We start from the raw sequence: 24,604 nt of genomic DNA, 5'->3' as shown, positions 1-24,604 counted from the left end.
GCACAGCAGCCCCGGGATGGTCCTGCCTTATTCCATCTCGATGATCACTTGCTCCTGCCACATCTGCGGCAGTTTCTTCGAGGTGGCTTCCCAGGCTTCGGCATTCTTGATCGGCTGGGCGGCACCGTACTGCTCGTTAGGCAGCAACTTGGCCTGCACATCTGCCGGCAGCTTCAGGTGCTCGGCACGGATCGGCCGGGCATGCCCCTTGGCCAGGTTGATCTGCCCGGCATCGCTGAAGATGTATTCACGGGTCAGTTTGGCCGCGTTGGGGTGCTTGGCGTACTTGTTGATGACCGTGGTATAGCCGGAGATCACCGAGCCATCCGACGGGATCAGCACTTCAAAGCGCTTGGGGTCGATCTGTTCGCGGTAGCTCAGGCCGTTGAAGTCCCACACCACGCCCACTTCCACCTCGCCCTTCTCCAGGGTCTGGATGGTCGGGTTGGCCAGCGACAGGCGCTTCTGCTGGGCCAGTTTGGTGAACAGTTGCAGGCCCGGCGCCACGTTGCTTTCGTCGCCCTTGTAGGCGATGGCGGCGGCGAGCACCCCGTTGGCGGCCTGGGCGGCAGTGCCGACGTCGCCAATGGCGACCTTGTACTTGCCTTTTTCCAGGTCATGCCAGGTTTTTGGCCGTTCCTCTTCCTTGACCAGGTCCTTGTTGATGATGAAGGCAATGGTGCCGGTATAGGCCAGCGCCCAGTGGCCGTCCTTGTCCTTGGCCCACTCCGGCACCTGATCCCAGGTGCTTGGTTTGTACGGCTGGCTCACGCCCTTGGTCACGGCGATCGGGCCGAAGGCGGCGCCCACATCGCCGATGTCGGCGCTGGCGTTGTCCTTCTCGGCTTCGAACTTGGCGATTTCCTGGGCCGAGCTCATGTCGGTGTCGCTGTGCTTGAGGCCGTACTTGCTGGCAAGGTCTTCCCAGGTGCCTTTCCAGTTGGCCCAGGCATCGGGCATGCCCACGCTGTTGACGGTGCCTTCCTTGCGGGCGGCATCTTCCAGGGCCTTGAGGTCCTCGGCCATGGCCGAGGTACAGAACGCGATGGCCGAACCGAGCAGTGACGCCATGAACAACTTTTTCATCCGTAGCTCCTTGGGTGGGTGCCTTTAACCGATCGTTGTTATGAGTGAAGCCGTTGCCTGGAACCTTTGGTCTAGGTCAGCAAACCTTGAGCCAAGGTAGGCCGCTTGCGTGACAATTTGATGTAGGGAGGGGCCCGTGCAGGTGGCTATGGGCCCCTGGCAATACAGCGTAGACCATGGTTAACCCCCGGTTTTGCGGGGCTGGCCCGATTCTGGCAGTGCCTCCTCGGCAGCCTTGTCACAGGATGTTCATCAGCCCTGCCTAGGCTTGCACTAATCTCCAAGTGCCCTGTTCTGGGGCTGGACTAGTCCAGATAGGTAACCTTTGATGCAGCCGATGCCACCGCGTGCGGTAACAGCCATCTGCCATGCCTTGCAGGAGCAGATCGAGCACGGCCTGCTGGCGCCGGGCAGCAAGCTGCCGGCCGAGCGCAAGCTTAGCGAGGTGTTCGACACCACGCGCATCACCCTGCGCGAGGCGCTGGCGCAGCTGGAGGCCCAAGGCCTGATCTACCGCGAAGAGCGCCGCGGCTGGTTCGTCGCGCCCCAGCGGCTGACCTACGACCTGATCGAGCGCAGTCACTTCCATGCCATGGTGCGTGACCAGGGCCGTGTGGCCACTACCGAACTGCTCTCGGCACGGCTGCAACCGGCCTCGGCGGCCATCTGCGCGCGCTTGCTGTTACCGGCGTTGTCCAGTGTGGTGCGTATCTGCCGGTTACGGCGGATTGACGGGCGGGCGGTGCTGTATGCCGAGCATTACCTCAACCCCCGGTACTTTCCGGACATTCTCGAACAGGACCTGGCGCAGTCGCTGACCGAGATTTATGGACGGGTGTATGGCATCCGGTATGGGCAGGTGTGCTTCGAGATCCTGCCGACGGCGTTGCCGGTGGAGGCCGCGGCGGCATTGAAGGTGTCGGTGGGCAGCCCGGGGTTGCACATCACCCGGGTCAACAGCGACCAGCATGGGCACCTGATCGACTGCGACCTGGAGTATTGGCGGCACGATGCCATCCGCATTCGTGCACAGGCCGGTTGATCCTGGATTCCGGGGCTGCCTTGCAGCCCATCGCCGGCAAGCCAGCTCCCACCTTGATTGCATTGGCTTCACGCCCTGTGCAGTACCTGTAGGAGCTGGCTTGCCGGCGATAGGGCCCTAACGGGATGAACCTGCCTCCGTCATGCCACCACCCCCGGCGGTCACCACCTGTACCGACAACCGCGGCGTCGCCAGGTCCAGCCCGGCCTCATCCAGCTGCCGCTTCAGCGCCAGGTTGAACGCCCGCGACACTTCCCACTGTTTGATCGGCGCGGTCTTGAACCGGGCCCGCAAGATCGCCGACCCCGACTCGAAACTCTCCACCCCCTGCAGCTCCAGCGGTGACCAGATGTTGCGGCGCATCAATGGGTCATTGCGCAGCTTCTGCCCCACCTCGCGAACCAGCGTGATCGCCTGGTCGATGTTCATGTTGTGCGGGACGGCCACACGGAAGATGGCGTAGCCGAACTCCCGCGAGTAGTTCTTGATGCTCTTGATCTCGCTGAACGGGATGGTGTGCACGATGCCGTCGATGTCCCGCAGGCGTACGGTACGGATGGTCAGCCCCTCCACCGTGCCCAGGTGCCCGCCCACATCCACGTAGTCGTCGATGGCCAGCGAGTCTTCGATGATGATGAACAACCCGGTGATCAGGTCGGCCACCAGCGATTGCGCGCCAAAGCCGATGGCCAGGCCGATCACACCGGCACCGGCCAGCAGCGGGGTGACGTTCATGCCCATGTTGGCCAGGGCGACGATCACCGCAATGATGAAGATCACCACGAACAGCACGTTGCGGATCAACGGCATCATGGTTTGTGCGCGGGCGTTGGCCAGGCCCCGGCGCGAGCGCACCAGGGCGTGGTGCACGGCGGTGTCGGCAAGGATCCACACCAGCCAGGCGACGATCAGCGTGCCGGCCAGGCCCATCAGGCGCAGGCTGACTTCGTGGCCGTCGCCCTCGGCGAAGCTGATCATCGACAGGCCCCACACCCGCAGGCCCAGTTCGATGAACACCAGCCAGATGAACAGGTGCACCAGCAGGTAGCCGAAGTTGCGCAGGCGTTCGGCGTACACGGCCTGCCGCTTGTTGGCGCGTTTGGGGTTGGCGGCGTGGCGGCGTACCAGCCCGTTGAGCACCATGCACACCACCACCAGCACGGTACACATCAGCGACTGACGCAGGGCGGTGCTGGTGTCGCCGGCCGAGACGAAGGTGGCGAACAGCGAAATGGCCACCAGGATCAACGCCGGGATGAACCAGAAGCTGCCGAGGATCTCGATGGTGTCGCTGAGGGTGCGGCGGGTCAGGCGTCGCGCCAGCGGCTGGTTGCGGATCAGGTGGGCGATCGGGCGGCGGAAGCGCAGAATGAACAGCCCGGTGCACAGCGCGGCGATGACGTTGGCCAGGGTCGCCAAGGCATGGGCCAGGTGGGTCCCCAGTGCGACCAGCATGCGCGGGTCGCTCATGGCCTCGCCAAACGCTGCGAAGCTGCCGATCAGCCACAGCGGGCGGAATGCCTGGTGCCGCAAAATGTGCAGGGCGCGGTGGCGGTGCGGGCCGTCGAGCAGCGAGAAGGCGATTACGCAGATGGCCGAGAAGCAAGTGCCGACGACCAGCGCGTAGGCCAGAACCATGGCCAGCGACTTACCCAGCGACGGCGGCAGCACAAAGCTCAGGTACACGGTGAACACCAGCGCCACCAACCACGGGCCGAGCTTGCGCAGGGCAAAGCGCACCAGGTCCCAGGTACGCGGGTGTTGGGGCAGTTCTTCGCTCAGGCCAAAGCGCAGGCGTATCCGGTGGCCGACCCAGTTAAAGGCGTAGGCCAGCACGCTCCACACGGCAATGACGGCGGCAAAGCCGAACAGGATCGCCGGCCACTGGTGCACCGGCACCACCAGTTCGGTCAGTTCGGCCTGGGCTTGTTCGATTTCCGTAGACCAGCGGTGGAAAGGGCTGGCCTCGCCGCTGAACTGTTTTTCGAAGTCGTGCAGGGCGCCGCCGATCAGGCCGAGCACACCCTGTTCCACGCTGGGTTGTGATTGTTTGGTGGCGTCGCGCAGCTTTTTCAGGTCGGCCAGCAGCTTGGCCCGCTGCTGGTCGTTTTCCAGGTTTTTGATCACTTCGTCCAGCGACTTGCCCAGCGGCTCGGTGGCCTCCGGTTGCGCGGGCGCACTGCCGCCCAGCAGGCCGGGCAGGCCCGCTGCCTGTACCGGAGTGATGAACAGCAGCAGGAGAAGGAACAGGTAACGCAGGAGGGCAGGCACGGGCAAATCTACCTCAGGTCAAACGATTGACCGAGTGTAGAGGTTTATGTCGGCAGTTTCTCGAGGATCTTCCAGCAGGTGAGGCCGAAGATGCCCAAGGTGCCGATCCACATCATCAGCACACCGATATTGCGCTCGCGCATGCTGAAGCCGATGGTCAGCAGCATCAGGAACAGGAACACCGGCACGAACAGTGACAGAAACGGGGACATGGACAGCAATCCTTTTGCAGTGGGGCCATGTAACAAGCATAGCGGTTAGCGAGCGAAGCGGAATTGACCTTGAGCATTCGATCAGGTCACACCGCTTTATGTAGGAGCAGCCTTGTGCTGCGAAGAGGCCGGTTCACCCAGTAAAGATGCATGGGTTGTACTGGCCTCTTCGCAGCACAAGGCTGCTCCTACAAGTGCGGTATGGGGCTCAACTGCTCAGGGCAGTTCGCGGCTACGGTAGAAGGCAGTCAGCACCTTCACCAGGTGTGCAAGGTCGTGGCTGCCGCACAGTTCACGAATGGAGTGCATGGCAAAGGTCGGCAAACCGATATCCACCGTGCGCACGCCCAGGTGGCTGGCTGTAATCGGCCCGATGGTCGAGCCACAGCCCATGTCGCTGCGCACCACAAAGCTTTGCACCGGCACTTCTTCGGCCATGCACAGGTGGCGGAAGAAACCGGCGGTTTCGCTGTTGGTGGCGTAGCGCTGGTTGTTGTTCACCTTGATCACCGGCCCGGCGTTGAGCTTGGGCCCGTGGTTGCCGTCGTGCCTGTCGGCGTAGTTGGGGTGCACGCCGTGGGCGTTGTCGGCCGACACCATCAGCGAGCGCTGGATGGTGCGCACGTAAGCGTCGCCATCGGGCAGCAGGCGCTGCAGGGTCTGCTCCAGCATCGGGCCGTCGGCGCCGCAGGCGGAGCTGCTGCCGACTTCCTCGTGGTCGTTGCACACCAGCACGCTGGTTTCGTCGCTGTCGGCGGCCAGCAGGGCTTGCAGGCCGGCGTAGCACGACAGCAGGTTGTCCAGGCGGGCCCCGGCGATGAAGTCGCCGTTCAGGCCGACCAGCGCGGCGTCCTGGGTGTCGTAGAAGCTCAGTTCGTAATCCAGCACCACGTCGGCGATCAGCTCGTGCTCGCGAGCCAGCTGCTCGGTAAGCAGGGCGCGGAAGTCGATGCGTTCGTCACCCGCGACCTGGGCCAGGATGGGCGGCAGCTCGTTCTGCGGGTTGATCGCCCAGCCTTCATTGGCGGTGCGGTTCAGGTGGATGGCCAGGTTGGGGATGATCGCGATTGGCAGCTTGAAGTCGATCAGCTGGCTTTCGACCTTGCCGTCACGGCGGTAGGTGACGCGGCCGGCCAGCGATAGGTCGCGGTCGAACCAAGGCGCCAGCAGGGCGCCGCCATACACTTCCACGCCCAGTTGCAGGAAGCCCTGGCGCTGCAGCTCCGGCTGCGGCTTGACGCGCAGGCACGGGCTGTCGGTGTGGGCGCCGACCATGCGGATACCGTTCAGCAACGGTGCCTGCTTGCCCAGTTTGATGGCGATGATCGACGAGTCGTTACGGGTGACGTAGTAGCGGCCGCCAAGCACAGTGGCCCAGCTGTCACGCTCGTCCAAGCGCTGGTAGCCGGCAGCTTCCAGGCGCTGGGCCAGGCTGGCGGTGGCATGGAAGGGCGTGGGGGAGGCCTTGAGGAAATCGATAAGGCCAGAATTCAGTTCGTCGCGCATAGCTCACTCCAGACAGCAGTGGCGCGAGTTTAACGCACAATGTCGACAATTTGTGTCTGCATTACACCCTGTAGGAGCAGCCTTGTGCTGCGAAGAGGCCAGTCCCAACAACACAGATAGAGGTTGTTCGCACCGGCCTCTTCGCAGCGCAAGGCTGCTCCTACAGGGGGATGAGGTGCGGCTTAGAAGGGCGCAGGGCACTCGAACTTCAACCGCTCGCCGGACACCGGGTGGGTAAAGCTCAGCATGGATGCATGCAGGCAAAGCCGCTCGTGCGCCGCCAGCGCTTCGGGGTTGGCATACAGCCGGTCACCCAGCAGCGGGTGGCCGATCGACAGCATGTGCACGCGCAACTGGTGCGAGCGCCCGGTGATCGGCGTCAGTTCTACCCGGCAGTGGTCGCCGCAGCGCTCGACGATACGCCAGAACGTCAGCGCATGTTTGCCCTGCTCATGGTCCACCACATGCCGTGGCTTGGTTGGCGGGTCGTAGCGCAGTGGCAGGTCGATGCTGCCGCTGTCCAGTGCCGGTTGGCCCCAGCACAGTGCGGTGTAGGCCTTTTCGGTTTCGCGGTCGTGGAACTGGCGCGACAGCTCCCGGTGGCTGTCGGCATCGCGGGCCAGCAGGATGATGCCGGAGGTTTCCCAGTCCAGACGGTGCACGATCAGCGCGTCAGGGTAGCCGTTTTCCTGCAGGCGGGTGATCAGGCAGTCCTTGTTGTCCTCGGCGCGGCCAGGCACCGACAGCAGCAGGGTCGGTTTGTTGATCACCAGGATGGCGGCGTCTTCGTGCAGGATCTGGATATTGGACAGCGGCATTGCGTGTTCTCTGTTAAATCGGGAGAAAAAAGCGGGGCCGCTCTGCCGCCCATTCGCGGCACAAGGCCGCTCCTACAGGGGAACGCGATCCCTTGCAGGAGCGGCCTTGTGCCGCGAATGGGCTGCAAAGCAGCCCCGGCTTTCAGCCAGATCAGCGATCCGGCAGGGTAATGTTCAGCTCCAGAATCGAGCAGCTGCCCTGGTTTTCCAGCTCGATATGCACGTCATCGTTGCCGATGTTCACATACTTGCGGATCACTTCCAGCAGTTCTTTCTGCAGCGCCGGCAGGTAGTCCGGCTCGCTGCGTTGGCCGCGCTCGTGCGCCACGATGATCTGTAGACGCTCTTTCGCTACCGACGCGCTGGTCTGTTTCTGTCTGCCACGAAAGAAGTCAAAAAGGTTCATGGTTTACTTGCCTCCAAACAGGCGCGCGAAGAATCCTTGCTTCGGCACTTCAACAAAACGCAGGGGTTTGTCTTTCCCCAGCAGGCGGTCGACGGTGTCGCTGTACGCCTGGCCAGCATCGCTCTGGTCGTCGAGGATGACCGGGATACCTTGGTTGGAGGCCTTGAGCACAGCCTGGGACTCAGGGATTACGCCCTTGAGCTTGATCGCCAGGATGTCGGTGACGTCGTCGATGCTCAGCATTTCGCCGTTGACGACGCGCTCTGGGTTATAGCGAGTGATCAGCAGGTGTTCCTTGATCGGCTCCTCGCCGTTTTCGGAGCGGCGCGATTTGCTCGACAGAATGCCCAGCATGCGGTCCGAGTCACGTACCGAAGAAACCTCAGGGTTGGTTACCACGATGGCTTCGTCGGCGAAGTACATCGCCAGGTGCGCACCTTTCTCGATACCGGCCGGGGAGTCGCAGATGACGTATTCGAAATCTTCTTTCAACGCCATCAGCACCTTCTCGACGCCTTCCAGGGTCAGCGCGTCTTTATCGCGGGTCTGGCTGGCGGCAAGTACATACAGGTTCTCGAGGCGCTTGTCCTTGATCAGGGCCTGCTGCAGGTTGGCTTCTTCGTTGACCACGTTGACGAAGTCGTACACCACGCGGCGCTCGCAGCCCATGATCAGGTCGAGGTTACGCAGGCCCACGTCGAAGTCGACGATGACGGTCTTGTGGCCACGCAGTGCGAGGCCGGTACCAATGGCGGCGCTGGTGGTGGTCTTGCCCACACCCCCCTTGCCGGAAGTAACCACGAGAATCTTGGCCAAGGTGTTTCACCCCTAAAATAAGTCGGGACACGTGTCCCGGCAAAAAGCAAATAAACGGCAACAGTTAAAAAAGTTGCTCTGAAAATGACGGCAAGTATCCGTTAAAGACGGGTGATGTTCAACACATCACCGGACAGGCTGACTTGCACACCTGTGCCCCACAGGGGGTCGCGGCGCAGGTCTTCGCAAACCTTGTACTGGCCGGCGATGGAGACCATTTCGGCGGTCATCTGCTGGCAGAAGATCCGCGCCTTGGTATTGCCTTTGATGCCGGCCAGGGCCCGGCCGCGCATGGCGCCGTACACATGGATGTTGCCATCGGCCAGAAGTTCCGCACCCGGGCTGACCGAGGCGGTAACGATCAGATCGCCACCCTGAGCATAGATCTGCTGGCCGCCGCGCACCGGCGCAGTAATGATCCGGGTCGGCCGCACCTCGGGCTCGGGGGCCGGTGGTGGGGCGGGCGCCGGCTCGGGCTTTCTGACTACCTCGGGCTCGGGCTCCAGCGGCCGCTCGCGGGCGCCGGACGGCGGTAGCACCGGCAGGTCGATGGCGATGGCGGCGGCGATGTCCTCGATGCGGTTGGCGCGGATGGCCAGGGTACGCAGGCCATGGTGGCGGCAGATGCGCATCAAGCCTGGCAGGTCGATTGCCCCTTCGCCGGCCGGCAGTTTGTCCAGCGCCAGCACCAGTGGCGTATTGCTGAAGAAGTTCGGTGCCTGGGCAACTTTGGCCGCCAGCTGGCGGTCGAGGGCTTCAAGGTCATTGCGCGCCAGCTCCAGCACTGTGATGGCGAGCATGCTGCCCTTGAGCTGGAACACGGAGGCGGTGTCGGATGTGTGGTTTGGGCTCATGGTCTGCATAGACGGCTTGTTGCGAAAAAAGTGCCCTGATTTATAACGAGAACACCGGTTGCCCGCAACATACGCTGATCCGTTGTAGAATGCGCAGCCTTTGTCTTTCCGGAAGCTTCAATGGAACGCCCGCGTTTTCGTCCCTATTTCCTTCACCCAAAGTTCTGGGGCCTGTGGCTGGGCCTGGGCCTGCTGTGGCTGGTGGTCCAGTTGCCGTACCGGGTCCTGTTGAAAGCCGGTGCCGCGCTGGGGGCCGTGATGTACTGCTTTGCCGGCGAACGTCGGCGCATTGCCGCGCGCAACCTCGAGCTGTGCTTCCCGGAGCTGTCGGTCGACGAACGGCGGCGTTTGCTCAAGGCCAACTTCGCCTCCACCGGTATCGCCTTCTTCGAAATGGCCATGAGCTGGTGGTGGCCCAAGGCCAGGCTGGCGCGCCTGGCCCATATCGAGGGGCTGGAGCACCTGCAGGCCGCCCAGCAGGCGGGGCAGGGCGCCATCCTCATGGCTGTGCACTTTACCACCCTGGAAATCGGCGCCGCCCTGCTGGGCCAGCAGCACACCATCGACGGCATGTACCGCGAGCACGGCAACGCGCTGTTCGACTTCATCCAGCGCAGCGGCCGCGAGCGGCATAACCTCGACTCGCTGGCGGTGGAGCGCGAGGATGTGCGTGGCATGCTCAAGCTGCTGCGTTCGGGCCGGGCGATCTGGTATGCACCGGACCAGGACTACGGCGCCAAGCAGAGCATTTTCGTGCCGCTGTTCGGCATCCCGGCCGCGACGGTAACCGCCACCACCAAGTTCGCCCGGCTGGGCAAGGCACAGGTGATTCCATTCACCCAGAAGCGCCTGGAGGATGGCAGCGGCTATCGTCTGGTCATCCACCCGCCGTTGGCGGACTTCCCCGGCGAAAGCGAAGAGGCCGACTGCCTGCGCATCAACCAGTGGGTCGAGAGTGTGTTGCGCGAGTGCCCCGAGCAGTACCTGTGGGCGCACCGCCGGTTCAAGTCGCGGCCCGAGGGTGCGCCGCGGCTGTACGACAAGAAAAAGCGCTGAACTGACTTTACCTGTGCCGGCCCTTTCGCGGGCTTGCCCGCTCCCACAGGCTCGCTACAGGCCCTGGCATTGTGCGGACCTGTGGGAGCGGGCAAGCCCGCGAAGAGGCCGGGCCTGAAAACAGCTGATCCAGGAAGGAAGCGATGGCCCCAACCCCGGTAACCGGTCTTATCCTTTCTGGCGGCGGCGCCCGCGCCGCCTATCAGGTCGGCGTATTGGCCGGCATCGCCGAGCTGCTGCCCGCTGGCGCACACAATCCGTTCCCGGTCATCGTCGGCACCTCTGCCGGTGCCATCAATGCCGTCACCCTGGCCAGCGGCGCCACTCACTTCAACGACGCCGTGCAGCGGCTTACCGCCTTCTGGCAGAACTTTCGCAGCCACCTGGTCATCCGCAGTGACTGGCCCGGGGTCGTCCGTCAGGCTAGCCGTTTCGTCGGCCACAGCCTGCTCGGGCTGGGCGGCCAGGCGCCGGTGGCGCTGCTGGACAGCAGCCCGTTGCGCAGCCTGCTGAAGGCACACCTGAATCTGGATGGCATCACCCATTCCCTGGCCGCCGAGCAGTTACACGCGGTGGCAGTCACCGCCTTTGGCTACGAGTCCGGCCAGGCGGTCACCTTCTACCAGGGGCGCGGCACCATTGAAGCCTGGCTGCGCCACCGCCGCATCGGCGTGCCCACGCCATTGACCATCGACCATCTGCTGGCCAGTGCGGCCATCCCGCTGCTGTTTGCCCCGGTGCAGCTGGGAGACGAATTCTACGGCGATGGCGCGGTGCGCCAGTCGGCGCCGATCAGCCCGGCGTTGCACCTGGGTGCCAGCCGGGTTCTGGTGGTCGGGGTCAGCGGCAACCCGCAGCGGCCAGCGCCACCGTTGCCCACTCAGCGTGTGTTCAGCGGGCAGCAGCCGAGCCTGGCGCAGATCGGTGGGCACATGCTCAACAGCACGTTCATCGATAGCCTGGAAGACGACATCGAACTGCTGCAGCGGCTCAACCACTTGAGCCGGCTGTTGCCGGCGCACCTGGATGCCCGCCGCCTGGGGTTGGCGCCGATCGAGGTACTGGTGGTAGCGCCCAGTCAGCCGTTGGACGAGATCGCCGCCCGGCACCGGCGCGAGCTGCCGGCGGCGTTGCGCCTGTTTCTGCGCGGGCCGGGGGCGACGCGCACCAGCGGGGCGGGGGTATTGAGCTATCTGCTGTTCGAGGCCAGTTATTGCAGTGAACTGATCGAACTGGGGCGCAAGGATGCCCTGGCCAAGAAGCGGGAGCTGTGCCAGTTCCTGGGAATTTGATGTTGCCTGTACCTGCCTCACCGCCGGCAAGCCAGCCCCCACAGGATCACCACAACCTTGGGCATTGTGCGGACCTGTGACAGCCGGCTTGCCGGCGATTGGGCCGAAGCAGGTTTACTCAGCTATCTGCAACTTGCGCGCTTGGGTATACACGTACCGCACCTTCTCGTACTCGAACGGTGAGTTCAGCTGGCCATAGCGGAAGTTGGTGGTATAGCGCTTGTCCACCACGCGCAGGGCGAAGATTTCCGGGTGGTCGGTGCTGGTTTCGGCCACGTTCAGGTAATTGACCGCCTGCTCGCCCGCATAGTCCACCACCAGCCCGGTGGTGTCGCGCAGGTTCGAAGGCCCCAGCACCGGCAGCATCAGGTACGGCCCCTCCGGTACGCCATAGAAGCCCAGGGTCTGGCCAAAGTCTTCGCTCTGGCGCGGCAGGCCCATGCTGGTCGCCGGGTCCCATAGCCCACCCACCCCGATCAGGGTGTTGAACATCAGCCGCGCCGTGATCTCGGCCGAACGCTTGGCCTTGAGCTGCAGCACGCTGTTGAACAGGTTTGGCACATCGCCCAGGTTGTTGAAGAAGTTGCTTACCCCCGTGCGCACGAAGCGCGGGGTTACATACTGGTAACCACTCACCAGCGGCAGCAGCACCCATTGGTCCAGCCGGTAGTTGAAGTGATAGACGCGCCGGTTGATCGACTCCAGCGGGTCGTACACGTTCAGCGCTTCCAGGGTTGAGCGCTCGAACTCGCGCTGGTCCAGCCCCGGGTTGAATTTCAGCTCGCGCAGCGGGTCGATGAAGCCATCGGATTCAGGCACCAGCGGCGCGGTACCGATCACTTGCGGGTCGGCCTCGATCACGCTGGCCCGGGGGGCGGTTTCGGCGGCCAGGGTGTGGCCGGCGGCAAGCAGGGCAGTGGCGAAGAGGAGTTTGTTAACCACGGAAGAACTCCAGCATGGCGTCACTGTTGACGCGGTAGTTGAGGTTGCCGCAATGGCCGCCATGGGGGTAGAGGGTCAGCCGGTCACCAAATACCTTGCGCAGGAAGCCGATGTCGCCCGGGCCGAGAATGACGTCGTCGGCGTTGTGCATCACCGCGATCTTGTCACTGCCGCGCAGGTAGTCTTCCAGGGCGTACAGGCTCACCTGGTTGACCAGCTGCAGAATGCTGTTGCCGTCGGTGCGGGCGCGCCACATCGGGATCACCTGTTCGGTCATGTAGCAGTCGAAATCACACTGCAGGGCACGCTTGAAGAACGGCGTGAGGCTGCTGCCCTCGGTAATCGGAAACTTCGGCGGAATGATCAGGCCGCGGCGGTTGATCAGGTCGGAAGTGAAGGCAATGTCGGCTGCCGAGAAACGGAACGAAGTGCCGATCAGCATGGCCATCTGTTCGTTGGACAGGTGCTGTCTGGACTGCTGGAAGTCATACAGAAGGGCGTCGTTGAGGTCGATGTAGCCCTTGTCCTGGAAGTAGCGGGTCAGCTTGGTCAGCATCAGCTCGTAGAACGTAGTGCTGCGGTCGATGCCCTTGACCTGGGTTTGCACCAGTTTGTCGAGGTTGTTGATCGAGGTGTACAGGTTGACCGGTGGGTTCAGCAGCAGCACACGCTTGAAGTTGAAGCTGCGGCGGGTTTCGTCCAAGTGGCTGACGAAAGCAGCGTCGAGCGCACCCAGGCTGTAGCCGGTGAGGTAGAACTCACTGACTGGCAGGCGCGGGTGCTGGGCACGCACGGCCTGCATCACCCGGTACATGTCTTCGGCGTCTTCCTGGCTGACGCCGGGGGTGGCAAAGCGCGAGGCAGCACTTATGAAGTCGTAGCTGGTGGGCGATGACAGTTGCACAACGTGGAAGCCGCCCTGGTAGAACAGCTTCTTCAGGTATTCATTGATGCTGCTGCTGTACGGCGCACCGGTGCCGGCGATGATGAAGATCAGCGGCGCTTCGTGATCCTGGCGGGCCAGGCGGTACTTGAGCTTTTTCACCGCCCAGAAATTGTCGGGCAAGGTGAACTCACGCTCCGGGCGCAGGTTGAGGCTGTAGTCCGACTGGTCGATGTCATCGTCGCTGGGCAGGGTCGGGCGCTGGTCCGGCGGCGTGGTGGCGATGGTCGCCTCGAACGGGTTGGTCAAGGGGTAGCCGTAGCTGGCAGCGTCGATATCCCGCGCTGAAGCGGCCACCGCCATGAGCAGGCTACCGAGCACGGCAGCGAGGCGCAAAGATCGAAGCATGTAATCCCCCAAAAGAACGCAAGGTCGAGCAGTGTGCAGGCTAGGACCACAGCCAACCGGGCAAAGTTGCCAGTCGCGGTGGCCTTTGGTGTGCTTGTTATCTGCAACATAGCTGCAGGGTTGGGATTTTGCCTTACAACCGGGCATAAGCGATCATGGATGCTTTCGATTACCGCTATTGGAGAACAGGATGTCTCGTTCGCTGCCGGCTGCGCTGCTGGTGCTGTTTCTGGGGCTGTGGCTCGCTGCCAGCTATGGCGTGCGCTATGGGCTGATGGAGGATGGCCAGTGGGTTGGGCTGTGCACGGTGCCTGCGGCGTATTGGCAGTGTGAGGTGCGGTCATTGCTGGGGTTGGGCATTCACCACCAGGTGCTGGCCTGGAGCGGGCTGGGCCTGGCGCTGCTGGCGCAGTTCGTGCCCGCGCGCGCGGGCTGGTGGCTGGCGGTGTTGGCATTGGTGTTAGCGGTACCGGCGCTGGTGCTGTATACCGCCAGCATTGCCGTGTTTGCGCTGGTGCTGGCGGGGTTGCGCCTGGTCAGGAGACCGCAGCAAGGCTGACAGGGGCCGCTTCGCGCCCCATCGCCGGCAAGCCAGCTCCCACAGGGACTGCGCAGGTCCCGAAGGCTGCACAACGCCTGTGCCAGCTCCCACAGGGACCGCGCAGGTCCCGAAGGCTGCACAACGCCTGTGGGAGCTGGCTTGCCGGCGATGGGGCGCGAAGCGGCCCCCGGGCATCAAGCCTGGCGCACCCGCAAGCTGCGCCACAATGCGGCTGTCATGAGCACACTCACCACCGCCCAACCCCAGGCCTGCTGGTTTTCCAGCCCTTCCACGAACAACTGCGGCGCCACCCCGGCCCCGACAATGAACGCCAGCAACGCCACCTCCGCCCGCCGTGCCCGCACCGGCCACAGCACATACACCAGCGCCGGCAAGGCCAGCGCGGCGCTGGGGAAGCTGCGGTAGCGCGGGTCGAACACCATCGCCAGCATGCTCACCGCCGCGGCAAAGCCCGCCGCCAGCAACAGCCAGCCCGCCCGCGCCTGCAGCCAGGCGAACAAGCGCTCGCGCCAGCCGGCCCGCTGCGCCAACGCCAGCAGCGCATGGGCCAGCACCAGCAGGTTCAGCCCGGCCAGCGCAACGGCCCACAACCACTCCCCGGCAAAGCGTGCATGGGTGCGCATCAGTTCGCCCCACATCCCTAGGCAACCTGCGCCAAACGCGGCCAGCAATGGCAACAGCAAGGCCGCCATCGGCGTAGCAGGGCGCCCGGCCAGCAACAACATGGCCGCCATCAACAGTGCACTGGCCAGCAGCCATTGCGGCCAGTCATGCAGGTTGCTCACCGGCCCTTCCAGCACGCCCTTGTCCTGCCGGTCGGCATCGTAAAGCCCCCAGTAACCGCCTACTGCCCCTTCATTGGCGCGTTTCCACGGCTGGTCGAACGCTTCGATCAGGTTGTAGTGCCAGCCGTTGCTTTCGGCCATGGCCACGAAGCCGCGAATAAAGCGTGCCTCGTTGACCCGGCTGGGTATTGCGGTTTCGCGTTGGCGGCCTTCGCTGGGCCAGCCGGTTTCGCCAATCACGATGTCCTTGGGCGCAAAGCGTGTGCCGAACACCCGGCGCACATCGGCCACGTGGGCCAGTGCATCGTCGATGCCGCGCGGATCGTCTTCCCAGTAGGGCAGCAGGTGGATGGTCAAAAAGTCCACCGCGGGTGCTACCTGCGGGTGCTGCAGCCAGAACTCCCACACATCCGCGTAGGTCACCGGTACCTTCACCTGGCTTTTCACCCGGGCGATCAGCTTGGCCAGGTGCGCGCCGGTGACTTCCTTGCGCAGCAACGTCTCGTTGCCCACGATCACCGCGCTGACCACGTCGGGGTTGGCGTTGGCGGTGGCGATCAGCAGGTCGATTTCCCTGTCGGTGTCGGCCGGGTGAGCGTTGACCCAGGCGCCCAGCATCACTTTCAGCCCATGCTTGCGCGCCAGCGCCGGGATTGCCTCAAGGCCGGTCACGGAATAGGTGCGGATGCACTGGAAACGCTCAGCCAGCAAGGCCAGGTCGGCGTCCATGCGTGCCGGGCGCAGGCGAAATGGTTGGTCGTAGGGCGACTGGTCCTTGTCGAACGGCGTGTAGGACGCGCATTGCAACTTGTGCGTCGGGCTGGCCGCATCGGGCAGGTGCACCGGCTTGCCAAGCCCGTACCAGAGCCCGGCGAGCCCGAGCAGGGCCAGCAGGTAGGCAAGCAGGTACAGCGGCAGCAACAGGCGGGCAGAACTGGGCATCGGGCGGTCCATCGTCAGGCGCAAAAGGGTAGATAGTAGCCCGGCGCCAAAGCTTTGGCATGCAAGGATCGCGCAGGCGGGTGTAGGCCGATGACGCTAATGGCACAGTGCTGTCGCATATGGGGCGGGTGCAGGTCGCAGCTGGATCAGGTCGACCTGTGTTGCAGGAAGATGATGCAATCTCCAAGACCTGACGAGGGGATGCTTTGATGGCAACTTTGAAAAAAATGCGACGTTTACTGGGTGTGGGCACCGCCCTGGTAATGGCCATGAGCGCTGCACAGGCAATGGCCAAAGAAGTAAGCATAGGTTACGTGGATGGTTGGGCCGACAGTGTGGCCACCACCAACGTGGCCGCCGAAGTGATCAAGCAAAAGCTCGGCTACGACGTGAAGTTGCAGGCCGTGGCCACGGGGATCATGTGGCAGGGTGTGGCAACCGGCAAGCTCGATGCCATGTTGTCGGCCTGGTTGCCGGTGACGCATGGTGAGTACTGGGCCAAGAACAAGGACAACGTGGTCGACTACGGCGCCAACTTCAAGGACGCCAAGATCGGCCTGATCGTGCCCGAGTACGTGAAGGCGGCCAGCATCGCCGACCTCAAGACCGATACCACCTTCAAGCAGAAGATTGTCGGCATCGACGCAGGCTCCGGCGTGATGCTCAAGACCGACCAGGCGATCAAGGACTACGACCTGACCGGCTACAAGTTGCAGGCCAGTTCGGGCGCGGCGATGACGGCGGAGCTGGGCCGTGCCTACGCCAAGCAGCAGTCGATTGCAGTGACCGGCTGGGTCCCGCACTGGATGTTCGCCAAGTGGAAGCTCAAGTTCCTCGAAGACCCGAAAGGGGTGTATGGCGCGGCGGAAACCGTGAACAGCATCGGCAGCAAGGAACTGGCCACCAAGGCACCGGAAGTGGCGGAGTTCCTGAAAAAGTTCAGCTGGCAGTCCAAGGACGAGATTGGCGAGGTGATGCTGGCGATCCAGGAAGGGGCCAAGCCGGAAGCGGCGGCCAAGGATTGGGTAGCCAAGCACCCTGATCGTGTGAAGGAGTGGACTGGCAAGTAATCACTCTCAAGGGCCAGTTCAGCTTGTTCGCGGGCTCGCCCGCTCCCACAGGGATATCACTGCCCTCAGGCCTTGTGATGCCCCTGTGGGAGCGGGCGAGCCCGCGAATGGGCCCTAACTTTGTTACGCAATCGGTAAAACACCGTTGCATCTAAGACTAAGGTCGTCTGGTTGCCGTCCAACAGCCGCATAAAGTAAGGGTGTGGGTTTTATCCCCTACCTGTGCTGCTAGGACAAAAACAATGAACGACAGCATTTACCTCTCGATACAAAACAGCCCCCGTTTCAAGGAGCTGGTCACCAAACGCGAACGGTTCGCCTGGATTCTCTCGGCGATCATGCTCGGCCTGTATTGCGGCTTCATCCTCCTGATCGCCTACGGTCCTCATCTGCTGGGTGCCAAGCTCAGCCCTGAGTCGTCGATTACCTGGGGCATTCCCCTGGGCGTCGGCCTGATCGTTTCGGCATTTGTCCTGACCGCCATCTACGTACGCCGCGCCAACGGCGAATTCGATGAGCTGAACAAGGCCATCCTCAAGGAGGCGCAACAATGATTCGCCACGCCAAAGCCCTGGCCGTACTGGCCTGCGGAGCCTTCGCACCCGCCGTGTGGGCAGCCGATGCCCTGACCGGCGAGGTGCAGAAACAGCCGCTGAACGTTGCCGCGATCGCCATGTTCGTGGCTTTTGTCGCCTTCACCCTCGGTATCACCTACTGGGCCTCCAAACGCAACAAGTCGGCGGCGGACTACTACGCTGCCGGTGGCAAGATCACCGGCTTCCAGAATGGCCTGGCGATCGCTGGCGACTACATGTCGGCTGCCTCCTTCCTGGGTATTTCCGCACTGGTGTTCACCTCTGGCTACGACGGCCTGATCTACTCGATCGGCTTTTTGGTTGGCTGGCCGATCATCCTCTTCCTGATCGCCGAACGCCTGCGTAACCTGGGCAAGTACACCTTTGCCGACGTGGCCTCGTATCGCCTCGGGCAGAAGGAAATCCGTACCCTGTCGGCCTCCGGTTCGCTGGTGGTGGTGGCGTTCTACCTGATCGCGCAAATGGTCGGTGCCGGCAAGCTGATTGAACTGCTGTTCGGCCTGGACTACCACGTTGCGGTGATCCTGGTGGGTATCCTGATGTGCCTGTATGTGCTGTTCGGCGGCATGCTGGCCACCACCTGGGTACAGATCATCAAGGCCGTGCTGCTGCTGTCCGGTGCCAGCTTCATGGCGCTGATGGTGATGAAGCACGTAGGCTTCGACTTCAACACCCTGTTCTCCGAAGCGATCAAGGTGCACAGCAAGGGCGAGGCGATCATGAGCCCAGGCGGCCTGGTCAAGGACCCGATCTCGGCCTTCTCGCTGGGCCTGGCACTGATGTTCGGTACCGCCGGCCTGCCACACATCCTGATGCGCTTCTTCACCGTCAGTGATGCCAAGGAAGCGCGCAAAAGCGTGCTCTACGCCACCGGCTTCATCGGCTACTTCTACATCCTGACCTTCATCATCGGCTTTGGCGCGATCCTGCTGGTCAGCACCAACCCGGACTTCAAGGACGCCGCCGGCGCCCTGTTGGGCGGCAACAACATGGCAGCGGTGCACCTGGCCGATGCCGTGGGTGGCAGCATCTTCCTCGGTTTCATTTCGGCAGTGGCATTCGCCACCATCCTGGCAGTGGTTGCCGGCCTGACCCTGGCCGGTGCCTCGGCGGTGTCCCACGACCTGTACGCCAGCGTATGGCGCAAGGGCAAGGCCAACGACAAGGACGAGATCCGCGTGTCGAAGATCACCACCATCGCCCTGGGCGTGCTGGCGATCGGCCTGGGTATCCTGTTCGAGAAGCAGAACATCGCCTTCATGGTCGGCCTGGCGTTCTCCATCGCTGCCAGCTGCAACTTCCCGGTGCTGCTGCTTTCCATGTACTGGAAGAAACTGACCACCCGGGGCGCCATGATTGGCGGCTGGCTGGGCTTGGTAAGTGCGGTAACGCTGATGATCCTCGGCCCGACCATCTGGGTGCAGATCCTCGGCCACGAGAAGCCGATCTACCCGTACGAGTACCCGGCGCTGTTCTCCATGGCCATCGCCTTCGTCAGCATCTGGTTCTTCTCGGTCACCGACAAGTCCAAGGCTGCCGACGACGAGCGTGCACTGTTCTACCCGCAGTTCGTGCGTTCGCAGACTGGCCTGGGTGCCAGCGGGGCGGTTTCCCACTGATGCAGTAGCAATAACGCGCTGAAATGCATAACGCCCCGCTAGCCGGGGCGTTATGCATTCTGGGGTTGCTCCCGGCAATACTGGCAAACTGCACCTGTTGGGAAATGTCCTAAATCCGCTCGGAACGGTCCTAACTTCCAATCGCCAGCGTTCACGAATAATCGCCACCACTGATCGGGCAGTCGCCCGTCAGCCAGTGATTCCCTCAAGGAGATTTGATCGTGAAACGTATGCTGTTTGCCCTCCCTCTGGCCATGCTGCGCCTGGACCGCTGGCTTGCCAGCTACCTCGCGGAGCATGCCCCGCGGCGCGAAGGCGGTACCGTCCACACAGTCATGTCTGCCCATTCACTACCCTGATGAACCCTGCCAGCCCTCCAGGCCTTGATTAGACTCGCTGCACTACCTGCCAGAACAAGGCCAGCCACCATGCATAACCGCATCATGATCACCGGCGCCGGGTCCGGCCTCGGTCGCGAGATCGCCCTGCGCTGGGCGCGCGAGGGCTGGCGCCTGGCGCTGGCCGATGTCAACGAAAACGGCCTGCGCGAAACCCTGGAGCTGGCCCGTGCCGCCGGCGGCGAAGGCTTCATCCAGCGCTGCGATGTGCGTGATTACAGCCAGCTCACTGCCCTGGCCCAGGCATGCACCGAGCAGTTCGGGGGCATCGACGTGATCGTCAACAACGCTGGCGTTGCGTCTGGCGGATTTTTTGCTGAACTGTCCCTGGAAGACTGGGACTGGCAGATCGCGGTCAACCTGATGGGCGTGGTCAAGGGCTGCAAGGCCTTTTTGCCGCTGCTGGAGCGTAGCAAGGGCCGAATCATCAACGTTGCATCGATGGCCGCACTGATGCAGGGCCCTGGCATGAGCAACTACAACGTCGCCAAGGCTGGCGTGCTGGCGCTTTCGGAAAGCCTGCTGGTGGAGTTACGCCAGCTGGAGGTGTCGGTGCACGTGGTGTGCCCGTCGTTCTTCCAGACCAACCTGCTGGACTCGTTTCGCGGGCCGAACCCGGCGATGAAGGCGCAGGTGGGCAAGCTGCTGGAGGGGTCGCCGATCACCGCCGCCGACATTGCCGGGTACATTCACCAGCAGGTCGCCGCGGGCGAGTTCCTGATTCTGCCCCACGAGGCCGGGCGCCAGGCCTGGCAGCTGAAATGCCAGGCGCCTGAGCGGCTGTATGACGAGATGGCCGATATGGCGGTGAAAATGCGCGCAAAGGCCCCTACGCGATGATGAAGGGGCTGTAGAAGCACTGACCGGGGCAGGGTGGTGCAAGCCTGCGCCCGACAAGACACTGGCAGCTGATGCGCTAAACCGCAGCACTCAAGAACGCCCCGACTGTCGGGGCGTTTTCATTTCAACGGTCGTCTGAAGTGGCTGTCCGCATCGGGTCATATCATCCCGAGCAACAGTAAGACCAGCAGAATCACCAATACCACGCCGATAATGCCGGACGGGCCATAGCCCCAGCTACGCGAGTGGGGGAAGACCGGTAAGCCACCGATCAGCAGCAGAATCAGGATGATGATAAGGATCGTGGTCATGGTGGAGTCCTTGCGTGGTTGAGGGGCAAGGGCCTCGTACTGCAGGCCTCTTGTTAAATCGGACCGGCGCCGCTTGCGAAAGATTCCATCGGTGTACCGCTTGTTCCGGCCGCTTCGCAGCACAATGCCGATAGGCCGGTGAAAGTGCGCGCCAAGTCCTGTTCGCGAGGAGCAGTCTGTAGGGGAAGTTACCGTGAAATGTAGGGCTCTTCTGAATTGTAGCGGAACTATTGAGTAGCCGAATGCCTGGCAGGCAGTCTCCGGTTTTCCCTTTGGCAAGAGGATCGGAACATGTTGGTAATCGGGCGTGAAGTGGGGGAAATCATCGTGATTGGCGATAACATCCGCATAATGGTGGTGGATGTCCGGGAGGGCGTGGTGCGTTTTGGCGTGGACGCCCCGCGCTCGGTGCAGGTGCACCGGGCCGAGGTCTACAAGCGTATCAAGGAGGCTAAGCGAGGCGAGGCCTGATGTTGCCTTCAGCATCCCTGCTCAGTCTTGCCCGCGAAGGGGGCCGGGCCTGCTAGTCGAGCAGCTCGCGGGGCACGTCATGCTTGGCGAGCAACTGGCATTGCTGGCTTTCCAGGTCGAACAGGATGAATGCCTGGCCCTTCGCCAACGCCTGGCGTACCCGCAGTACGCGCGTCTCCAGCGGGGTATCGTCGCCGTTGTCGGTGCCATCGCGGGTGACGAAGTCCTCGATCAGCAGGGTCAGGGTTTCGGCTTGCAGTTGGTCGTAGGGGATCAGCATGGTGGGTCGTTTCTGAAGTAAGTGTGGCAATGCTACGCGAAACGTTCGGGAATTGGGGGGCTGCCAAGCAGCCCCCAAGGCCATCACCCTTTATTGCCGACCAGGCTGTCCACCGCAGGCACCCGCGTGTCGCTTTCCATCTGTGCATCGTGCTCCAACTGGTGGCTGAACCTTTCCAGCGAGGCATTGGCCGGCTGCGAGTCGCTGGCAAACACTGGCGGGCTCAACAAGTACGCCGACAGCAACCGGCTCAACGCCGCAAGGCTGTCGATGTGCGTGCGTTCGTAGCCATGGGTGGCGTCGCAACCAAATGCCACTAGTGCGGTGCGGATGTCATGCCCCGCCGTCACCGCCGAATGGGCATCGCTGAAGTAATAGCGGAACAGGTCACGGCGCACCGGCAAGTCGTGGTCGCCGGCCAGCTTCAGCAAATGCCGGGACAGGTGGTAGTCGTAAGGCCCGGACGAGTCCTGCATGGCTACGCTTACCGCATGCTCGCTGGACGCCTGGCCAGGTGCCACCGGGGCGATGTCGATGCCGACGAACTCGCTGACATCCCAAGGCAGGGCGCCGGCTGCGCCCGAGCCGGTTTCCTCGGTGATGGTGAACAGCGGGTGGCAGTCGATCAGCGGCTGGCGACCGCTTTCCACCACAGCCTTCAGTGCCGCCAGCAATGCCGCTACACCGGCCTTGTCGTCCAGGTGACGGGCGCTGATATGGCCGCTTTCGGTGAACTCTGGCAATGGGTCGAAGGCGACGAAGTCACCAATGCTGATCCCCAGTGCCTCACAGTCGGCGCGGGTGGCGCAGTAGGCATCCAGCCGCACTTCCACATGCTCCCAGCTTACCGGCATCTGATCGATGGCGGTATTGAAGGCATGCCCGCTGGCCATCAGCGGTAGCACGCTGCCACGGAACACGCCGGTATCGGTGAATACACTGACCCGGCTACCTTCGGCAAAGCGGCTAGACCAGCAACCCACCGGTGCCAGCGCCAGGCGGCCGTTGTCCTGCAACTGGCGCACGCTGGCGCCGATGGTGTCCAGGTGGGCCGACACGGCGCGGTCGGGGGATGTCTGGCGGCCCTTGAGGGTGGCGCGAATGGTGCCGCGGCGGGTCAGCTCGAAGGGTATGCCCAACTCGTCCAGGCGTTCGGCCACGTAGCGCACGATGGTATCGGTGAAACCGGTGGGGCTGGGGATGGCCAGCATCTCCAGCAGCACACGTTTGAGGTAGTCGAGATCGGGTTCGGGGAGTCGTTCGGACATGAGTACTCCTTAGAGTTGCGTTGACTTCTTCGCGGGCACGCCCGCGCCCACAGGCACCCCACAAGCCTCAGGAACTGTGCCGGGCCTGTGGGAGCGGGCGCGCCCGCGAAGAGGCCATCAGCGGTTACGCCAACGGCCGGCTATGCGGAAACAGCAGGTCGATAAAGCGCTCGGCCGTTGGCTGGGGTTCATGGTTGGCCAGGCCGGCACGTTCGTTGGCTTCGATGATCACGTACTCCGGCTGCCCGGCATCGCGCACCATGAAGTCCAGCCCGACCACAGGAATTTCCAGCGCCCGTGCAGCGCGCACGGCAGCGTCCGCCAGCACCGGGTGCAGGCGTTCGGTCACATCCTCCAGGGTGCCACCGGTGTGCAGGTTGGCGGTGCGTCGCACGGCCAGGCGCTGGCTGGCAGGCAACACATCGTCATAGCCAAACCCCGCGGCGCGCAGGGTGCGCTCGGTTTCGTCGTCAAGCGGAATGCGGCTTTCGCCGCCGGTGGCAGCCTGGCGCCGACGGCTCTGGGCTTCGATCAACTGGCGGACGCTGTGTTTGCCATCGCCCAGCACCTGTGCCGGGTGGCGGATGGCAGCGGCCACCACTTCGTAGCCGATCACCACGATGCGCAGGTCCAGCCCGGCATGGAAGCTTTCCAGCAGCACGCGGCTGTCGAACTGGCGAGCGTGCGCCACGGCGCGGGTGATGTCGTCGATGCAGGTCAGGTTAACCGCCACGCCCTGGCCTTGCTCGCCGTCGACCGGCTTGACCACCACCGCGCCATGCTCGTCGAGAAACGCCAGGTTGTCGTCGGCATTACCCGCCAGCTGCTGCGCCGGCACCTGCAGCCCGGCATTGCCCAGAGCGTGCTGGGTCAGGCGCTTGTCCTGGCACAAAGTCATGGTCACGGCACTGGTCAGGTCGCTGAGCGATTCACGGCAGCGAATACGCCGCCCGCCCAGGCTTAAGGTGAACAGGCCGGCGGCGGCGTCATCCACTTGGACTTCAATGCCGCGGCGCAGCGCCTCGTCGACGATGATGCGTGCGTAGGGGTTGAGGTCCGCTTGCGGCCCGGGGCCAAGAAACAACTGCTCGTTGATGCCGTTCTTGCGCTTGACCGCAAAGGTGGGCAGGTTGCGAAAACCCAGCTTTTCATACAGGCGCTTGGCCTGGCGGTTGTCGTGCAGCACCGACAGGTCGAGGTAAGCCAGGCCACGGCTCATGAAGTGCTCGATCAGGTGGCGCACCAGCACCTCGCCCACGCCGGGGCGGGTGCAGTGCGGGTCGACTGCCAGGCACCACAGGCTGCTGCCATGTTCCGGGTCGTCGAACGCCTTGGCATGGTTCAGGCCCATGACGCTGCCGATCACCGCGCCGCTGTCTTCGTCCTCAGCCAGCCAGTACACCGGTCCGCCCAAGTGCCGGGGCGTAAGCAGTTCGGCGTCGACCGGCAGCATGCCGCGCGCCTGGTACAGGGTGTTGATCGCCTGCCAGTCGGCGGGGTTCTGCGCCCGGCGCACGCGGAAACCGCGGAACACCCGCTGCGCTGGCCGGTAGTCGGTAAACCACAGACGCAGGGTGTCGGACGGGTCGAGGAACAGTTGCTGCGGGGCCTGGGCCAGCAACTGCTGCGGCGCGGCCACGTACAGGGCGATGTCGCGCTCGCCGGGGCTTTCGTCCAGCAGCGCCTCGGCCAGGCTGGCCGGGTCGGGGTAGGTATGGCCGATCAGCAGCCGGCCCCAGCCGCAGTGCACGGCACGCGGCTGGTCGTGGGGCTGGCTGCCGTCGCCGGCCAGGCGCGCCTGCAGGCGCTCATAGGACGGCGCCTGGCCGCGCAGCAGGCGCTGACCGTATGCGATTTCATGGGCTTTCAT

General features: G+C 63.4%; 25 protein-coding genes. 10 read left to right on the top strand and 15 right to left on the bottom strand.

The genetic code is table 11. The features are described from left to right. Nucleotides 1-27: 27 nt before the first annotated feature. Nucleotides 28-1,086, bottom strand: a complete 1,059-nt coding sequence (locus tag ACN6NG_RS22840) for an ABC transporter substrate-binding protein (RefSeq protein WP_341797830.1) — start codon at nucleotides 1,084-1,086, stop codon at nucleotides 28-30. Nucleotides 1,087-1,414: 328 nt separating this feature from the next. Here ACN6NG_RS22840 and ACN6NG_RS22835 point away from each other — a divergent pair, with 328 nt between their 5' ends. Next, nucleotides 1,415-2,128: a UTRA domain-containing protein gene (locus ACN6NG_RS22835; RefSeq protein WP_474316365.1), complete on the top strand. Its 714-nt coding sequence runs from the start codon at nucleotides 1,415-1,417 to the stop codon at nucleotides 2,126-2,128. Between the two features lie 117 nt (nucleotides 2,129-2,245). Here the strand turns inward: ACN6NG_RS22835 and ACN6NG_RS22830 are convergent, their stop codons facing one another. From ACN6NG_RS22830 to minC, 7 genes are all read right to left on the bottom strand, one after another. Further along, nucleotides 2,246-4,399, bottom strand: a complete 2,154-nt coding sequence (locus tag ACN6NG_RS22830) for a mechanosensitive ion channel family protein (RefSeq protein ID WP_353456441.1) — start codon at nucleotides 4,397-4,399, stop codon at nucleotides 2,246-2,248. Nucleotides 4,400-4,443: 44 nt separating this feature from the next. Continuing rightward, entirely contained in the window at nucleotides 4,444-4,611 is a 168-nt protein-coding gene (locus ACN6NG_RS22825) for a hypothetical protein (RefSeq protein ID WP_016501052.1), read from the bottom strand. Between the two features lie 216 nt (nucleotides 4,612-4,827). Continuing rightward, nucleotides 4,828-6,117 (bottom strand): M18 family aminopeptidase, encoded by a 1,290-nt coding sequence (locus tag ACN6NG_RS22820; protein ID WP_353456442.1) that lies wholly within the window; start codon nucleotides 6,115-6,117, stop codon nucleotides 4,828-4,830. A gap of 182 nt (nucleotides 6,118-6,299) precedes the next feature. Further along, the gene (locus ACN6NG_RS22815; protein WP_019472567.1) at nucleotides 6,300-6,935 is read right to left on the bottom strand and encodes an RluA family pseudouridine synthase; all 636 of its coding nucleotides are present in this window, start codon (nucleotides 6,933-6,935) and stop codon (nucleotides 6,300-6,302) included. 151 nt (nucleotides 6,936-7,086) lie between these two features. After that, nucleotides 7,087-7,341 carry a cell division topological specificity factor MinE gene (gene minE / locus ACN6NG_RS22810; RefSeq protein ID WP_003252572.1) on the bottom strand — a complete coding sequence of 85 codons (255 nt, stop codon included), beginning with the start codon at nucleotides 7,339-7,341 and terminating at the stop codon, nucleotides 7,087-7,089. Between the two features lie 3 nt (nucleotides 7,342-7,344). Next, nucleotides 7,345-8,157 carry a septum site-determining protein MinD gene (minD, locus tag ACN6NG_RS22805; RefSeq protein ID WP_016501049.1) on the bottom strand — a complete coding sequence of 271 codons (813 nt, stop codon included), beginning with the start codon at nucleotides 8,155-8,157 and terminating at the stop codon, nucleotides 7,345-7,347. Nucleotides 8,158-8,258: 101 nt separating this feature from the next. Beyond that, nucleotides 8,259-9,020, bottom strand: coding sequence for a septum site-determining protein MinC (gene minC, locus ACN6NG_RS22800; protein WP_016501048.1), 762 nt, complete (start codon nucleotides 9,018-9,020; stop codon nucleotides 8,259-8,261). Between the two features lie 111 nt (nucleotides 9,021-9,131). Here minC and ACN6NG_RS22795 point away from each other — a divergent pair, with 111 nt between their 5' ends. Beyond that, the gene (locus ACN6NG_RS22795) at nucleotides 9,132-10,067 is read left to right on the top strand and encodes a lipid A biosynthesis lauroyl acyltransferase (RefSeq protein WP_353456443.1); all 936 of its coding nucleotides are present in this window, start codon (nucleotides 9,132-9,134) and stop codon (nucleotides 10,065-10,067) included. 143 nt (nucleotides 10,068-10,210) lie between these two features. Then, on the top strand, nucleotides 10,211-11,359 hold the full coding sequence (locus ACN6NG_RS22790) for a patatin-like phospholipase family protein (protein WP_353456444.1): 1,149 nt from the start codon (nucleotides 10,211-10,213) through the stop codon (nucleotides 11,357-11,359). A 114-nt stretch (nucleotides 11,360-11,473) separates the two neighbouring features. Here ACN6NG_RS22790 and ACN6NG_RS22785 read toward each other — a convergent pair whose 3' ends face one another. Both ACN6NG_RS22785 and ACN6NG_RS22780 read right to left on the bottom strand, forming a co-directional pair. Further along, nucleotides 11,474-12,220, bottom strand: a complete 747-nt coding sequence (locus ACN6NG_RS22785) for an MlaA family lipoprotein (RefSeq protein WP_434555311.1) — start codon at nucleotides 12,218-12,220, stop codon at nucleotides 11,474-11,476. A 73-nt stretch (nucleotides 12,221-12,293) separates the two neighbouring features. Then, complete coding sequence (locus ACN6NG_RS22780; protein WP_156859084.1) at nucleotides 12,294-13,592, bottom strand: serine/threonine protein kinase; 1,299 nt, start codon at nucleotides 13,590-13,592, stop codon at nucleotides 12,294-12,296. Nucleotides 13,593-13,782: 190 nt separating this feature from the next. Here ACN6NG_RS22780 and ACN6NG_RS22775 point away from each other — a divergent pair, with 190 nt between their 5' ends. Continuing rightward, complete coding sequence (locus ACN6NG_RS22775) at nucleotides 13,783-14,151, top strand: hypothetical protein (RefSeq protein WP_474316360.1); 369 nt, start codon at nucleotides 13,783-13,785, stop codon at nucleotides 14,149-14,151. Nucleotides 14,152-14,327: 176 nt separating this feature from the next. On the opposite strand, the gene ACN6NG_RS22770 is transcribed toward ACN6NG_RS22775, so the two are convergent. Then, a complete protein-coding gene (locus ACN6NG_RS22770; RefSeq protein WP_474316357.1) occupies nucleotides 14,328-15,893 on the bottom strand; it encodes a glycoside hydrolase family 17 protein in 1,566 nt (521 codons plus the stop codon). Nucleotides 15,894-16,090: 197 nt separating this feature from the next. Here ACN6NG_RS22770 and ACN6NG_RS22765 point away from each other — a divergent pair, with 197 nt between their 5' ends. The 5 genes from ACN6NG_RS22765 to ACN6NG_RS22745 all read left to right on the top strand — a co-directional run bounded on the left by ACN6NG_RS22765 (nucleotide 16,091) and on the right by ACN6NG_RS22745 (nucleotide 20,404). Then, on the top strand, nucleotides 16,091-16,951 hold the full coding sequence (locus tag ACN6NG_RS22765; protein WP_474316355.1) for a glycine betaine ABC transporter substrate-binding protein: 861 nt from the start codon (nucleotides 16,091-16,093) through the stop codon (nucleotides 16,949-16,951). Between the two features lie 242 nt (nucleotides 16,952-17,193). After that, entirely contained in the window at nucleotides 17,194-17,505 is a 312-nt protein-coding gene (locus ACN6NG_RS22760) for a DUF485 domain-containing protein (RefSeq protein ID WP_019473848.1), read from the top strand. Then, on the top strand, nucleotides 17,502-19,166 hold the full coding sequence (locus ACN6NG_RS22755; RefSeq protein WP_016485333.1) for a cation acetate symporter: 1,665 nt from the start codon (nucleotides 17,502-17,504) through the stop codon (nucleotides 19,164-19,166). The genes ACN6NG_RS22760 and ACN6NG_RS22755 overlap by 4 nt, the downstream gene beginning before the upstream one ends. Nucleotides 19,167-19,387: 221 nt before the next feature. Continuing rightward, nucleotides 19,388-19,525: a hypothetical protein gene (locus ACN6NG_RS22750; RefSeq protein ID WP_474316351.1), complete on the top strand. Its 138-nt coding sequence runs from the start codon at nucleotides 19,388-19,390 to the stop codon at nucleotides 19,523-19,525. Nucleotides 19,526-19,594: 69 nt separating this feature from the next. After that, nucleotides 19,595-20,404 (top strand): SDR family oxidoreductase, encoded by an 810-nt coding sequence (locus tag ACN6NG_RS22745; RefSeq protein WP_474316349.1) that lies wholly within the window; start codon nucleotides 19,595-19,597, stop codon nucleotides 20,402-20,404. A 158-nt stretch (nucleotides 20,405-20,562) separates the two neighbouring features. On the opposite strand, the gene ACN6NG_RS22740 is transcribed toward ACN6NG_RS22745, so the two are convergent. Continuing rightward, on the bottom strand, nucleotides 20,563-20,715 hold the full coding sequence (locus tag ACN6NG_RS22740; protein WP_003252624.1) for a DUF3309 family protein: 153 nt from the start codon (nucleotides 20,713-20,715) through the stop codon (nucleotides 20,563-20,565). Between the two features lie 291 nt (nucleotides 20,716-21,006). On the opposite strand from ACN6NG_RS22740, the gene csrA reads away from it, so the two are divergent. Then, on the top strand, nucleotides 21,007-21,186 hold the full coding sequence (gene csrA, locus ACN6NG_RS22735) for a carbon storage regulator CsrA (protein WP_353456449.1): 180 nt from the start codon (nucleotides 21,007-21,009) through the stop codon (nucleotides 21,184-21,186). A gap of 52 nt (nucleotides 21,187-21,238) precedes the next feature. Here the strand turns inward: csrA and ACN6NG_RS22730 are convergent, their stop codons facing one another. The 3 genes from ACN6NG_RS22730 to ngg all read right to left on the bottom strand — a co-directional run bounded on the left by ACN6NG_RS22730 (nucleotide 21,239) and on the right by ngg (nucleotide 24,604). Next, complete coding sequence (locus ACN6NG_RS22730; protein WP_059395309.1) at nucleotides 21,239-21,466, bottom strand: YheU family protein; 228 nt, start codon at nucleotides 21,464-21,466, stop codon at nucleotides 21,239-21,241. Between the two features lie 83 nt (nucleotides 21,467-21,549). Then, a complete protein-coding gene (locus tag ACN6NG_RS22725) occupies nucleotides 21,550-22,734 on the bottom strand; it encodes an osmoprotectant NAGGN system M42 family peptidase (RefSeq protein ID WP_003252630.1) in 1,185 nt (394 codons plus the stop codon). A gap of 124 nt (nucleotides 22,735-22,858) precedes the next feature. Beyond that, nucleotides 22,859-24,604 carry an N-acetylglutaminylglutamine synthetase gene (gene ngg, locus ACN6NG_RS22720; protein ID WP_353456450.1) on the bottom strand — a complete coding sequence of 582 codons (1,746 nt, stop codon included), beginning with the start codon at nucleotides 24,602-24,604 and terminating at the stop codon, nucleotides 22,859-22,861.

The sequence above is a fragment of the Pseudomonas sp. TSO6 genome, from assembly GCF_056098905.1.
Note: the sequence above shows the minus strand (reverse complement) of the source record. Positions and strands in the feature narration are given on the sequence as shown.